Source organism: Thermophilibacter provencensis (assembly GCF_030372065.1).
Classification (GTDB): domain Bacteria; phylum Actinomycetota; class Coriobacteriia; order Coriobacteriales; family Atopobiaceae; genus Thermophilibacter; species Thermophilibacter provencensis_A.
Genome location: NZ_JAUDEA010000002.1, coordinates 239,603 through 252,573 on the forward strand (window position 1 = coordinate 239,603; position 12,971 = coordinate 252,573).

The following is a 12,971-nucleotide window of genomic DNA, read 5'->3' on the forward strand; positions in this document are numbered from 1 at the left end:
CCTTTCAGTGGGGAACGGGGCGTTGCTTGAGGCTACGCGGTAACCGTCTTGCAGCCGATGAAGCTCATGCCCGTGGTGCCAATGCCCTCGAAGCCCTCGATGGCGGTGCCCAGCGGGTTCTTGGAGGCATCGTCCCAAGAGGCCGTGGCGGTCTGGACGTGGATGAGCGGGTAGAGGACGCAGTTGTCGGCGATGAGATCGTAGACCTGCTTCCAGGTGGCCTGCTGCTCGTCACCGGACTGGCCGAGGGCGGCGTTCATGAGCTCGCGAATCTGAGCGAACTCCTCGGAGGTGCCCCAGCCGGTACGAGTCTGCTGCCAGACGTTGTCGCCGTACCACCAGTTGAGGAGCAGGTCGGGGTCGGCGCCCCAGCAGGACGGGTCGCCCGGGGCGATGAGGATGTCGAAGTCATCCGTGCCGCCGTCGATGGCGGCGTAGGTGGCAGCGGAGGTCTCCTCGGCGATGGTGGCGTTGAAGCCGAGGGCAGCGAGGTCCTGCTGCGCCTGGGTGGCCATGGCGGAAGCCTGGGTGTTGTCCGTGCAGCGGATCTTGAGGTCGCCCGGGGTCACGCCGGCCTCGTCGAGCAGGGTCTTGGCCTTCTCCTGGTCATAGGTGTAGACCGTCGCGGCCTCCTGGTAGTTGGGGAAGTCCTTCGGAATGTAGGAGGAGGCGGTGGCGGCAAGGCCCGCGAAGATGTTCTCGACCATGAGGTCCGTGTTGAGGGCGTACATCACGGCCTGACGGGCGGTGACGTTGTCCCACGGCGCCTTGGCGGTGTTGAACATGATGAAGCGGGTACCAAAGCCCTGGACCTTGTCGACCTTGCAGCCGGCGGACTCGATGGTCGGGATGGCGTCGGCGGTGACGGACTCCATGACGAGCGTCTGGCCCTGCTGCTGAGCGGTCATGCGCGCGGTGGCGTCGACGAGGATGTCATAGTGCAGGCCAGCGTCCTCGGCAGGATAGGAGCCGTTGTAGTTGGGGTTGGGCACGAGGTCGACGGCGTCGTCGGTGATCGTGCTGTACATCCAGGGGCCGGAGCCGACGGGCTGGTTGGAGAGCTCCTCGTCGGAGGTGCCGGCGGGGAAGACGCGGACGAGCGCCAGGCGCTCCTTGAGGAGCGAGAAGTTGGCGATGGCGGTCTTCACGGTGATGGTGGTGTCGTCCGTGGCCTCGAGCGAGTCGATCGGCGAGAGGAACGCGGAGTAGGTGGCGTCAGCCTTGGTGCGGTCGAAGGACTCGACGACGTCGGCGGTGGTCACGGCGTTGCCGTTGGAGAACGCGGCGCCCTCACGCAGGGTGACAGTGAAGGTGGTCTCGTCGACCTGCTCCGGGTCGCCCGTGGCGAGCTCGGGGAAGGTGGAGTAGTCGTGCGGATCGGTGCCGTAGAGGCCCTCGAGGACGTGCCAGTTGGAGCCGAGGCAGAAGGCCGAGGAGGTCTTCGTCGGGTTGTACTCGGAGGGAGCGTACGCGGAGCCAGCGGTGATGGTGCCGCCACCAGAGGTGGTCTCGCCGCCCTCGCCCCCGCCCTCGCCGCCGGACGGGGTGTCGTTGCCACCGCACGCGGCCAGGCCGAGCGCGCTCACCGCGGCAGCACCGCCGAGGAACGAGCGACGAGACACGGCGCTGTCAAATAGCTTCTTCATTGTGCTTCCTTTTCTCCTCCTGCGGCCACCTCCAGACGGCGGCCGTCCCTTAGTGCCTTTACGTTACTAATGTGAGATTGATTCCATATCCAAAAAGCCGACCAACGGCATCAACAAGTGCCCCGGGCGGTACTGACTTGTAAGGAGATTGTTATCTGGTATGCTTGTTACATGTGGTTTGTACGCTCATTGGTTTTTCTTAACTTTCACAATGAGTTTAAATAATCCCCAGCTTATTGACCGCGTTGCGTCAACATTTGCAACTAAGTTGTAGAGACTTTCAGTAACTGGTATTTATTCAGTAGACCTTAGGGTCTCATAAATCGATTCAGCAACGGCACGTGTCACCCCGGGTACCTCGGCAATCTCCTCCACAGTGGCGGTGCGAAGCTTCTTGAGCGAGCCAAAACGCTTCATGAGTGCGCGCTTGCGCTTGGGTCCCACGCCGGGTACGTCGTCGAGCACGGAAACCGTCATCGCCTTGTCACGCAGCTCGCGATGGAAGGTGATGGCAAAGCGGTGGGACTCGTCACGCACCTGCTTTATGAGGTAGAGCGAGGGCGAGCCCGAAGGCAAAACCACGGGCGTCTCGTCCCAGGGGACGAAGATCTCCTCGTCGGACTTGGCAAGGCCGCAGACCGGAATATCGAGCCCTAGCTCCGCAAGCTGGTTCATGGCAGCCGTGAGCTGCGGCTTGCCGCCATCCACGACAAGAAGATCGGGCCTTGAGCCAAAGCGCTCATCGGCCATGCGCTCGGGCGCGTAGCGCCTCCCCAGCACCTCGGACATGGAGACGAAGTCGTTTGCCTCATCGAGCTTCGCCCGTATCTTGAAGCGACGGTACTGGGACTTGTCGGGCCTTCCGTTGGTAAAGACGACCATCGAAGCCACCGTAAAACGCCCGTGCAGCGTGGAGATGTCAAAGCACTCGATCCTCATGGGGGGCGCGTCCAGGGCAAGCGCGCTCTCCAGCTGGAGCAGCGCCTGGTTGGTGCGGTCGTCGGCGTAGCCGGTGCGCACCATGTAGCGCATGAGGGCGTGGCGCGCGTTGGCGGCGGCCATGTCGAGCAGATGGCGCTTCTCGCCGCGCTGCGGTCGGTGGATGCGGACGCCGTGGCCGCGCTTCTCGGCAAGCCAGCCCTCAATGACGTCCGCGTCGGAGAGCTCGCAGTCAACGTCCACCTCGGCGGGGATGTCGGCGGTCTCGTCGTAGTAGCGCTTGACAAAGCCCGAGACGAGCTCCTCCTCCCCCACGTCGAGGCCCTTGTCCAAGACAAACTCAACCGAGCGCACCGTGCGGCCCTCGCGCACCACAAAGACGCAGGCGCAGCTGATGGTCTCCTCTCGGTAGAACCCGATGAGATCCAGGCTCACGTTTGACGAGAAGACCACCTGCTGGCGGTCGTCGAGTGCGTCGAGGCTGTCAAGGCGGGCTTTGATGCGCCCGGCCTTCTCGAAGTCAAGGTCCGCGGCTGCCTCCCGCATCTGGTCGGTGAGCTCGCCCACGATCTCCGAGCGGTTGCCCTGGAGAAAGCGCTCGACCTGGCGCACGTGGCGCGCGTACTCCACCGTATCTATCATGCCGGCGCACACGCCGGGGCCGCGCCCCACGTGGTAGTCAAAGCAGGGGCGGCAGCGCTTGGCAAGCAGCAGGTTGGCCACTGCGGCCTGGTCGGGCTCGCGCTCGAGGATGCGCCGCGCGCGCTTCCACTCCGCGCAGGTGGCCATGCAGATGGGCACCACCTTGCGCAGCGTGTCGATGGTCTCGCGGGCGGCCCTGGCGTCGGTGTAGGGCCCAAAGTAGCGCGTGCCCTTCCGGTGCTTCTCGCGCGTGTACTTGATTGCGGGGAAGACGTCGGACTCTGTGATGGCAATGAAGGGGTAGGACTTGTCATCCTTGTAGTCCACGTTGAAGTACGGGTGGTACTGCGCGATGAGGTTGCGCTCGAGGACAAGAGCCTCGTGCTCGGACCCCACGACCACGTAGTCAAAGGACTTGACCACCTGCATCATGAGGGGGATCTTCTCGCGATCATCCTGCAGCGTCACGTACTGGCGCATGCGGGCGCGCAGGTTCTTGGCCTTGCCCACGTAGACGACCTCGCCCTTGGCGTCCTTCCAGAGATAGCAGCCGGGGTCGGTGGGGACGAGCGCCACCTGCTCGGCGAGCGTGGGCTCGACATGCGGCGAGAGGGACGGCTCGCGCGCGCCCCTCTCGAGATCGTCTCTCTCCCCTGCCGCCACGCTCCTACCCCGCGGCGCTACTGGTCGAGCACCTTGCGCCCGGCCTCGTAGATGCTGTAGCGGAGCTTCTTCAGCGGCTTCTCCCACGTGCCGAGGTAGTGGCGGCGCGCGCCGCCGAAGGCCATCTTGAACTTGGAGAAGCCCGCCCAGGGGTGATCGGGGCCCGCGTCCTCGGGGGCGATGCCATAGAAGTCAACGTGGCTCTTGCCGAGGTCATGGGCGTCGAGCACGATCTGCACCTGCATGATGACGTTGGCCCCGAGCTTGTAGAAGTCGCGGTCGGTGCCGTTGTGCATGAGGTAGCAGGTGTCCTCGTCATAGCAGACGAGGTCGGCGGCAACCACGCGCTTCTCGCCGGTGGGGTTGCCCTCCTCATCCTTGAGCGCAACCTCGGCGAGGTAGAGCGCAGCGGTTCCGGAGGGCATGAGGGAGGCGGCAAACGCCTGGATGTAGTCGTCGGGGCGCAGCTCAACGTCGTCGCGCTCCTCGACGTCGTCCATGAAGGTGGTGAGGTAGTGGATGTCAGCCGGATCGTGGCTCACGCGAATCGTCACGCCGCGCTTCTCGGCACCGCGGTAGCGACGGCGATGGTTGGGGTCCATGCCCTTGAGAATCTCGTCCTTCTCGGGCGTGACGTCCAGAATCCAGGTGTCCTCTGCCTGGAGGTGGCGGGCCTTGTGATAGCCCGCGCGCTCGAGGAGCCCCTCGGCGCCCTCCTCCGCCTCGGGCGTGTCGCCCACCGGCTCCACGCGAACGTAGACGTCATCGTGCGCGGCGGCGATCTTCTCGGCAGCGGCGAGCGCCTCCTCAAGGGCGGAGAGGTTCGAGAACCCCGGGCCGTACGGGACGTAGAGGCGGGTGGTCTTTGCCGCTCCTGTCTCCTCGACGCCCATGACCACCCAGCCGTCGCCGGACGCGCGCTCGGTCTCGAGCCCGAGGTCCCTCTGGAAGGCCTCCCACTCAGGCGACTGCAGGAAATGGCTCATATGTGTCTCCGTTCTCTAGGACCGTCCTAGAACGAGGTATCGCTAACCTTGGGATAGTATCGCCTAAACTTCCTGAAGTGGTTCATCTCCGTGAGTTCCACATCAACCCTGCGACGAATCCCCATGTCCGGCGCGTAGCGCTGCGGGTCGAAGACGCTGCCGGAGGAGACGAGCGCGCTCACCTCGTCAAGCAGCCTCCCGCTCAGGTAGCGGCGCAGGAGCGCCCAGGGGACGAGCGTGTAGAGCGCCCTTCTCGTGGCGTGTACGGGAACGACGCGCTGGTGGTCGACGAGGTCTGCCACCATCACCCTCATGGGGTTGACGCCACCCGCCACCAGATAATAGGAGTTGCGCCCGATGCGCGGGTTTACCTCAAAGAAGAGCCACTCACCGGTGCGCGGGTCGAGCTTGATGTCCACCTCGGCAAAGCCGCGGTACCCAACGGAGCGCAGCAGCTCGACGGACTTCTCCACAAGCTCCGGGAAGTCGCGCGTGACCATGGCGACCGCGTTGCCCTTGAGCGAGGGCGCGTGGTCCTCGAGCAGCGTCTGGGCGCAGCCGGCGAGAAGCGCCTCGCCGTCACGGCCAAAGTACAGGGTGATGGCGCCCATGTGCGTGTCGTCTCCGCGGACGCACTCCTGAACGAGGAAGTCCCCGGCAAAGCCTTCCTCGCGCAGCGCGCTCCAGAGGCGGTCAAGCGCCTCCTGGGACTCCATGAGGTAGACCTTCCTGAAGCCGCGTCCCAGAAGCGAGAAGTACTCCGCCGAGCTCGCGGGCTTTGCGACAACGGGAAACTCGAGATCAGTGGGCGGGACGCCCCCCTCACCGGCAAGGCTCACGATCTGGGTGGCGGGCGTGAGAAGGCCGTGCCGCTCGCAGAGTCGGGCAAAGGAGACCTTGTTGGAGACGAGGTCAAAGGCCCTGCGGTCCGGAACGGGACACACCACGTTGTCGGGGAGCTCGTCTCTCACGGAGATGATGTCCTCGATGGTGGCGTCCGTGTTGGCGAGAAGCGCCACGGTGGCACCCGGGCGCTTCTCGGCAAGCTCGTTGGCAATGCGGCCCACCTCGGCGAGGAGCGTCTTTGGGGCAAAGTCCGGCACGAGCCGCACGTCGAAGATGCTCGAGTGCTCGATTGCGGCGATCACGCCGGTGCCGAGCGCCACGGAGCGCACGCCAAAGGCCTCGTGGAACTGGCGGCCGAGAGCATAGACGCTGATGTCCCCGCCCACGATGACGGGGAGGAGGTCGGTGCGCGAGAATGCGGTCGATGACTTCTTCACGGGCGCTCCTAGCGATGACGGGCGTCGAGCTCGCCGGCAAGCTCGCCAATGGTGACGCCGTAGCGCTCCAGGGTGACGAGCAGGTGGTAGACGAGGTCGGCCGCCTCGTAGCGAATGTGGTCGTGGTCGTTGTCCTTGCAGGCGAGCGCGACCTCGGTGGCCTCCTCGGTCACCTTCTTGAGGAGCGTGTCCTCGGGGCCCTGCAGAAGACGTGCGGTGTAGGACGTCTCGGGCGACGCGCCGCGCCTGCCGCGGATGACAGACGCGAGGCCCTCGAGCGTCTCGCCGATGCGGCCGTCCTGCACGTTGGCAGTTCTCTCTCCCATATGCCCTCCATAAGGCTAATGCGCGACGGTGCGGTGATGACAAAGGTGACAGGGTTGACAAAGGTGACAGGGTAGATTGTCACCATAGAACCCATGGTGACAATCTACCCTGTCACCTTTGTCAACAATCTACCCTGTCACCTTTGTCAACCCTGTCACCCGCGGCCCTCCTGAGTCAGTTTACGGTAGAAGCAGCTGCGGTGCCCGGTGTGGCATGCCGGCCCGGGCGAGTCCACCACCACGAGCAGCGTGTCGGCGTCGCAGTCCACGAGCACGCGCCTCACGCGCTGAACGTTACCGCTCGTAGCACCCTTGTTCCAAAGCTCCTGACGGCTGCGGCTCCAGAACCAGGTGGTTCCCGTCTCCAGGGTAAGACGCAGCGACTCCCTGCTCATCCACGCGACCATGAGCACCTCGCCGGAGCCCTCCTGCTGGACGACAGCGGGCACGAGGCCCCGCTCGTCAAAGCGGACGCCCGCGGCGTCGGGGGCCAGGGGCTCAAGGCGCTCGCCCGCGTAGGTATAATCGTGCTCGCACGTGGTCACGACGTCCTCCGTTCTTCCGACCCCTCACTTTACTACAAGCGCAAGGAGCATCAGATGGCATGCGAGAAGGCGGCACCAAGCTGTGACGTGCTCGTGGTGGGCGCGGGCATCGCGGGGTGCGAGGCGGCCCTCGCCGCGGCGGAGTCTGGTGCGCGCGTCCTTCTCGCAAGCGCGGGCAAGACCTTCTCTGGCTCGAGCTTCTTCCCGGGAACGTGGGGCCTCGGCCTTGTGGGCCCAAACGGCGAGAAGGACGAGGACGACTTCGTAAAGACGATTCTTGAGGTTGGGCGTGGCATGGCGGTGCCCGAGCTCGCGCGGGCCCTCGTCCGCGGCGTGGCGCCGGCGATTTCTCGACTCGAAGAGCGCGGCGTTGAGCTTCGCGGCGCGGACAACCCCGATGAGCGTGACTTCATCCCCTGCTTTGATCGCACGTGCCGCCGCTGGCACGGGCTTGGCCGCGAGTCGTATCGCAGCGCGACCGAGGCGGCACTCGCCCGGGCGGGCGTCACAACGCTCCCCCGCCACGAGCTTCTCGACCTGGTGGAGGAAGACGGCCGCGTATGCGGTGCCGTCCTCTCCAGCTTGAGCGACGGCACCGCGCGGGTGATGAGCGCCGGCGCGGTAATCCTGGCGACGGGTGGCTTTGGCGGGCTCTTCTCGCGCACCCTCATCATGCCCGACGTGACGGGCACCGCAGCCGCAGTCGCGCTGCGTCACGGCGCACGCCTCATCAACATCGAGTTCATCCAGATCATGCCCGGCCTCGTGGAGCCGGTGAGAAACGTCGTCTTCAACGAGCGGACGTTCCGCTACGCGCACGTTGAGGGGTTTGACGCGCCAGACGCAGCCGAGCTGCTCGACTCGCGCGGCGGGCACGGCCCCTTCACGGCAAGCCTCCCGGATTGCGTGGTCGATCTTTCGCTTGCCGCCGCGGGAGAGCGGGGCGCGGCGGTGAGCTACGACCTTCCAGGGCACCTGCCAGAGTTCATGCAGACGTACTTCTCGTGGTTTGAGGATGCGTTTGGAAGGCGCCCAGACGAGGGCCTGCGCATCGCCCCATACGCCCATGCCTCCAACGGAGGAATCCTCGTTGACGAGCACGGCTTCACCGGCGTGCCCGGGCTCTACGCCTGCGGCGAGGCTACCGGCGGCATGCACGGGGCCGACCGCATCGGCGGCCTCTCGAGCGCAAACGGCCTGGTCTTTGGTCACGCCGCCGGTCGCGCAGCCGCCGCTTCCCGCCCCACACGTGATGAAAAGGGACTGTCACTTTTCAACGCCTGGAAGATGGACCTCCGCGAGCTGAGGAGCGCCATGGACGAGCACTGCCTGCTCGGGCGCACGAAGGATGGGCTTCGCGAGATGAGCCGCGTCCTCAACACGCTGGACGAGAAGAACGCGCGGGTCAAGTCTGCCCATGCGGCAAACTCGATCCTCTCGGCACGAGCCCTCGTCGCCGCCATGCTCGCCCGCACGGAGAGCCGCGGCGCCCACTATCGCGCGGACTTCCCCCACGAGGACCCCGCCCAGGCGCGTCCGCTCGTCGTCAGGCTCGGCAAAGACGGACGTCCCGTGGCGGAGCCGCTCGCCACGTCGTTGGCGTAAGCGTGGACCCAACGCCCCGCTTTAGAGAACTTGTGGCAAATCGAAATCACCGAGTGCGCAGGAATCGAAGAAAAGAGCCTGCAAGAGGCCCGTTATTCTCGATTGCAGCACGCTCGGCAAAATGAGGTCTGGCGAGAAGGGCGGACAGACGAGGCTAGAAGTCCAGGCGCACGGGGATGCCCTGACTGGCCATGTACTCCTTGACCTGGCGGATGGTGAAGGTGCCAAAGTGGAAGACGCTCGCGGCGAGAACCGCGTCCGCCTCGCCCTCGATGATGCCCTCGGCAAAGTGCTCGAGCGTGCCCACGCCACCCGAGGCGATCACCGGAATGGGCACGGCGCGCGCCACGGCACGGGTGAGCGCGAGGTCAAAGCCGTCCTTGGTGCCGTCGCGGTCCATGCTCGTGAGCAGGATCTCGCCGGCGCCACGACGGGCCGCCTCGGTCGCCCACTCCACGGCATCGATGCCCGTAGCCACACGGCCGCCCGCGAGGTAGACCTCCCACTTGTCGGCCTTGCCCACGCGCTTGGCGTCGATCGCGCAGATGACAGCCTGGGAGCCAAAGGCGCTCGCGGCGGCCGTGAGCAGGGACGGCTCGCGCACGGCGGCGGAGTTGAGCGAGACCTTGTCCGATCCCGCGGCGATCATCTGCCGACATCCCGCCACGTCGCGAAAGCCCCCGCCCACCGTGAAGGGGATGCGCAGCTCGGCGGCGGCGCGGGCCGCGAGGTCGATCGTGGTGGCTCGGTCATCCGAGGTTGCCGTGATGTCCAGAAAGACGACCTCGTCGGCGCCCTCGCGGTCGTAGGCGCGCGCAAGCTCCACCGGGTCGCCAGCGTCGCGCAGGTCGACAAAGTTGACGCCCTTCACCACGCGCCCGTTGTGAACGTCCAGGCAGGGGATGACTCGTTTGGTGAGCATGTGGCGTCCTTTCGCTCTGGTCGGGCCTTGCCGCACGGTAACCTCATTGGCAAGGTTACCGCGAAAATCTCACCCCTGGGCACATCGCCCCCGGGTCGTAACAGTGGAACCAGTCCTGGCGACCATCACGATTGCAGGCAATGGGAGAGCCGCGCTACCTGAGGAAGTCTTCTTTTGCTCGTTTTGGGCAACATTTTTGATATTCGGCATACACCTGACGGCCTCAATAAGACTCCGCATTGGAAAACCCCAGATAAAAAGGTCGAGGGAGCCCGGGTTCCCGCATCAGGTGTATGTCGAATATCAAAAATGTTGCCCAAAACTCGGAGAATGCGACAGGGCAAAGGACAACGTGGGACGAGAAGGACAACGTAGCTACCGGCACGCAGCGAGGGCGTCCTCAAGCGAGAAGGACCCTTCGTAGAGGGCGCGTCCGGTGATGGCGCCCTCCACCACGTCCGGCCCGAGCGCCGAAAGCGCGCGCAGGTCGTCCAGGCTCGCGATGCCGCCCGAGGCCACCACGGGAAAGCCCGCGACCTCGGCGATGCGGCGGTACGCCCCCGCGTCAACGCCGCAGCGCATGCCGTCGCGCGCCACGTCGGTAAAGACGAGATGGCGATATCCCAGCTCGGCAAGGCGCGCCACGAGCTCGTCGGCGGCAAGGGCCGCTCCCTCGCGCCAGCCGTTCACGCGCACCTCTCCCCCGCGGGCGGCAACGTCGGCCACGACGAGCTCGCCAAACGTTCGCGCAGCCTCGGCGGCGAACGCGGGGTCGCGCACCAGCGCCGTCCCAATGGCAACGCGGCGCACGCCAAGGCCCGCAAGGCGCTCGACCGCCGCCATGGAGCGCACGCCGCCGCCTGCGTCCACCGAGACGCCCTCGACCGCGCAGATCGCGCGAATGGCGGCATCGTTGGCCGTGCGGGCCGCCTCGTCCTCCTCGAGCGTTGCCGAGAGGTCGACCACGTGAACCCACTCGGCGCCGGCGTCACGGAACTTCTCGGCAACCGAGACCGGATCGCTCGAGTAGACGTCCATGTGTGCGCGATCTCCTCGGGCGAGACGGACGACCCGCCCGCCCACGAGGTCGATCGCCGGAAAGAGAATCATCTGCCACCTCGCACGACGTCGACGAAGTTGGAGAGGATCTGCGCCCCCACAGCCGAGGACTTCTCGGGGTGGAACTGCACGCCAAAGACGTTGCCGTCCCAGACCGCCGAGGCAAAGCTCCTCACGTAGTGCGTGCGCGCGGCAACGACGCCCTGCTCAACGTCATCGTCAAGGGCAAAGGAGTGCGTGAAGTAGACGTTTGCCCCCTCGGGCACGCCGCGGAAGAGCCGACACGCGCGACCTCTCGGCGTGAGGTGAATCTGGTCCCAGCCAACGTGCGGCACCTTGAGCCGCGTTGACTCCAGACGCGTGGCGGAGCCGGAGAAGACGCCGAGGCCCTCCTCCCACGAGCCGTCGCTCGTCTCGCTGCCGCGCTCGAAGAGCAGCTGCAGGCCCAGGCAGATGCCCAGGAACGGCACGTCTCGGTCGATGGCAGAAAGAATCGCCTCCGCCTCGCCGCTCTCGCGCAGAAACGCCATCGCGTCGCCAAAGCTGCCCACGCCGGGAAGGACCACGCCCGAGGCATCGGCAATGACCGCCGGGTCGTCCGAGACCACGACCTCGCCGCCCGCGTCCGTGAGGCCGCGCTCAACGGAGCTCAGGTTGCCCTTGTGGTAGTCAACGATGACGATCCCGTGCGCCATCAGAGGCTCCCCTTGGTGGAGGGGACGCCCTCAACGCGAGGGTCGCTCTCCACGGCCTCGCGCAGGGCGCGCGCCGCGGCCTTGAACGTTGCCTCGATGATGTGGTGCGCATTCTCGCCGCAAACGAGCCGCAGGTGAAGGGTAATGCCCGCGTCACGGGCAAAGCCGGCAAAGAACTCATGGGCCAGCTCGGTATCAAACGTCCCCACCTTGTCCGGGCCGATTGGGACGTCCCAGAAGAGCTCCCCACGACCGGAGATGTCAACGGCGGCCATGACGAGCGCCTCGTCGAGCGGCACCATCACGCTTCCAAAGCGGCGGATGCCGCGCTTGTCGCCCAGCGCCTCGCGCAGGGCCTGGCCGAGCACGATGCCCGTGTCCTCGACGGTGTGGTGGTCGTCAACGTGCACGTCGCCCTTGGCACGCACGGTGAGGTCCACGAGCGAGTGGCGCGCCAGCGCGCAGAGCATGTGGTCAAAAAAGCCCACGCCCGTCTCCACGTCGGCGCTGCCGGTGCCGTCCAGGTCAACAAAGACCCCGATGTCGGTCTCGGACGTTGCGCGAACGACCTTTGCGGTCCTTGTCATGCTTCCTCCCTCAAGATCGTGGCGAGCGCGTCGAGAAGTGCGTCGTTCTCGTCGCGCGTGCCGACGGAAAGCCTCAGGCACCCCTCAAGCCCCGGCGCGGAGCTGAAGTCGCGCACGAGGACGGAGTGCTCGTCGCGCAGGCGGCGCCGAACCTCGGCGGCTCGCGGCACGCGGGCGAGCACGAAGTTGGTGGCGGAGGGCCACGTGCGCACGCCCGCAAGGTTCGCAAGGCCCGCGATCAGGCGCTCCCGCTCGGAGACGATGTCCGAGATCACGGGCGCGAGCGCAGAGCGCGTCTCAACGGCAGCGAGGGCAACGGCCTGTGCCACCACGTCAACGGAGTATATCTGACGAACGGCGCCGAGCGCGTCGACGACGGCCGGGTTCGCCACGAGATAGCCAACGCGAAGGCCAGCGAGGCCAAACGCCTTGGAGAGGGTGCGCAGCACCATGAGGCGCGGGTTTGTCGCCACGAGGTCGACGACGCTCGAGCCCTCCGGGGCAAACTCAACGTAGGCCTCGTCCACGAGCACGAGCGCGTCCGTCTCCGCGAGCAGGCGCTCAACCAGCGCGCGGTCAACGAGGTCGCCCGTGGGGTTGTTGGGCGAGGTGAGAATCACGAGCGCGGCGTCGCGTGCGGCAGCAACGAGCGCGTCCCCGTCAATCGAGAAGTCCTCGGCGTCGCGCCAGACGCCCGTCACGGGCGTCTCGCACATCGCGGCAAAGTTGGCGTACTCGGCAAAGTCCGGCGGGCAGGTCACGAGCGTGCGCTCCGGCCCGCCAAAGGCAAAGAGTAGGTTGAAGAGCAGCTCGTCGCCGCCGTTGCCCACGCAGATGCGCTCGCGCGAGACGCCGTGGCGAGCGGCGAGGGCGTCGCGCAGGGCATTTGCCATGGGGTCCGGGTAGCGGTTGAGCGGCGTGGCGCGGAAGGCCGCACCAATGGCGGAGCGAACCTCCGCCGGCAGCTCATGGGTGTTCTCGTTGGCCGAGAGGTTCACGCGACACGGCGAGAAGGCGGGGTCGTACGGCTCGAAGGAGCGCAGCACGGGCCGCAGGCGATCGCTGGCGTCCAT

The 12,971-nt window shown here is 66.2% G+C and carries 12 protein-coding genes; 1 reads left to right on the top strand and 11 read right to left on the bottom strand.

Annotated elements, in window-relative coordinates:
- Positions 1–32 precede the first annotated feature (32 nt).
- From QUW25_RS02710 to hisI, 6 genes are all read right to left on the bottom strand, one after another.
- A complete protein-coding gene (locus tag QUW25_RS02710; RefSeq protein ID WP_289510696.1) occupies positions 33–1,646 on the bottom strand; it encodes an ABC transporter substrate-binding protein in 1,614 nt (537 codons plus the stop codon).
- A 294-nt stretch (positions 1,647–1,940) separates the two neighbouring features.
- Positions 1,941–3,803 carry an excinuclease ABC subunit UvrC gene (gene uvrC / locus QUW25_RS02715; RefSeq protein ID WP_289510740.1) on the bottom strand — a complete coding sequence of 621 codons (1,863 nt, stop codon included), beginning with the start codon at positions 3,801–3,803 and terminating at the stop codon, positions 1,941–1,943.
- 104 nt (positions 3,804–3,907) lie between these two features.
- Complete coding sequence (locus QUW25_RS02720) at positions 3,908–4,876, bottom strand: lipid II:glycine glycyltransferase FemX (protein WP_289510697.1); 969 nt, start codon at positions 4,874–4,876, stop codon at positions 3,908–3,910.
- 26 nt (positions 4,877–4,902) lie between these two features.
- Positions 4,903–6,159 carry a carboxylate--amine ligase gene (locus QUW25_RS02725; protein ID WP_289510698.1) on the bottom strand — a complete coding sequence of 419 codons (1,257 nt, stop codon included), beginning with the start codon at positions 6,157–6,159 and terminating at the stop codon, positions 4,903–4,905.
- Between the two features lie 8 nt (positions 6,160–6,167).
- Positions 6,168–6,485: a phosphoribosyl-ATP diphosphatase gene (gene hisE / locus QUW25_RS02730; RefSeq protein WP_289510699.1), complete on the bottom strand. Its 318-nt coding sequence runs from the start codon at positions 6,483–6,485 to the stop codon at positions 6,168–6,170.
- Between the two features lie 155 nt (positions 6,486–6,640).
- Positions 6,641–7,030: a phosphoribosyl-AMP cyclohydrolase gene (hisI, locus tag QUW25_RS02735; protein WP_289510700.1), complete on the bottom strand. Its 390-nt coding sequence runs from the start codon at positions 7,028–7,030 to the stop codon at positions 6,641–6,643.
- A gap of 54 nt (positions 7,031–7,084) precedes the next feature.
- Between hisI and QUW25_RS02740 the strand changes: the two genes are divergently transcribed.
- Positions 7,085–8,635: an FAD-binding protein gene (locus tag QUW25_RS02740; protein WP_289510701.1), complete on the top strand. Its 1,551-nt coding sequence runs from the start codon at positions 7,085–7,087 to the stop codon at positions 8,633–8,635.
- Between the two features lie 154 nt (positions 8,636–8,789).
- Here QUW25_RS02740 and hisF read toward each other — a convergent pair whose 3' ends face one another.
- The 5 genes from hisF to hisC all read right to left on the bottom strand — a co-directional run bounded on the left by hisF (position 8,790) and on the right by hisC (position 12,971).
- Entirely contained in the window at positions 8,790–9,557 is a 768-nt protein-coding gene (gene hisF / locus QUW25_RS02745) for an imidazole glycerol phosphate synthase subunit HisF (protein WP_289510702.1), read from the bottom strand.
- Positions 9,558–9,932: 375 nt separating this feature from the next.
- Positions 9,933–10,667, bottom strand: a complete 735-nt coding sequence (locus QUW25_RS02750; protein WP_289510703.1) for a 1-(5-phosphoribosyl)-5-[(5-phosphoribosylamino)methylideneamino] imidazole-4-carboxamide isomerase — start codon at positions 10,665–10,667, stop codon at positions 9,933–9,935.
- On the bottom strand, positions 10,664–11,311 hold the full coding sequence (hisH, locus tag QUW25_RS02755) for an imidazole glycerol phosphate synthase subunit HisH (RefSeq protein WP_289510704.1): 648 nt from the start codon (positions 11,309–11,311) through the stop codon (positions 10,664–10,666). The genes QUW25_RS02750 and hisH overlap by 4 nt, the downstream gene beginning before the upstream one ends.
- Positions 11,311–11,898, bottom strand: a complete 588-nt coding sequence (gene hisB / locus QUW25_RS02760) for an imidazoleglycerol-phosphate dehydratase HisB (protein WP_289510705.1) — start codon at positions 11,896–11,898, stop codon at positions 11,311–11,313. The genes hisH and hisB overlap by 1 nt, the downstream gene beginning before the upstream one ends.
- Positions 11,895–12,971 (bottom strand): histidinol-phosphate transaminase, encoded by a 1,077-nt coding sequence (gene hisC / locus QUW25_RS02765; RefSeq protein WP_289510706.1) that lies wholly within the window; start codon positions 12,969–12,971, stop codon positions 11,895–11,897. Before hisC ends, hisB begins: the two co-directional genes overlap by 4 nt.

Bases quoted from the DNA above. Each gene is read 5' to 3' on its own strand.
- hisE (WP_289510699.1), bottom strand. From the start codon at position 6,485: ATGGGAGAGAGAACTGCCAACGTGCAGGACGGCCGCATCGGCGAGACG.
- QUW25_RS02750 (WP_289510703.1), bottom strand. From the start codon at position 10,667: ATGATTCTCTTTCCGGCGATCGACCTCGTGGGCGGGCGGGTCGTCCGT.
- hisC (WP_289510706.1), bottom strand. From the start codon at position 12,971: ATGGACGCCAGCGATCGCCTGCGGCCCGTGCTGCGCTCCTTCGAGCCG.
- QUW25_RS02740 (WP_289510701.1), top strand. From the start codon at position 7,085: ATGGCATGCGAGAAGGCGGCACCAAGCTGTGACGTGCTCGTGGTGGGC.
- QUW25_RS02720 (WP_289510697.1), bottom strand. From the start codon at position 4,876: ATGAGCCATTTCCTGCAGTCGCCTGAGTGGGAGGCCTTCCAGAGGGAC.
- hisB (WP_289510705.1), bottom strand. From the start codon at position 11,898: ATGACAAGGACCGCAAAGGTCGTTCGCGCAACGTCCGAGACCGACATC.
- hisH (WP_289510704.1), bottom strand. From the start codon at position 11,311: ATGGCGCACGGGATCGTCATCGTTGACTACCACAAGGGCAACCTGAGC.
- QUW25_RS02710 (WP_289510696.1), bottom strand. From the start codon at position 1,646: ATGAAGAAGCTATTTGACAGCGCCGTGTCTCGTCGCTCGTTCCTCGGC.
- hisF (WP_289510702.1), bottom strand. From the start codon at position 9,557: ATGCTCACCAAACGAGTCATCCCCTGCCTGGACGTTCACAACGGGCGC.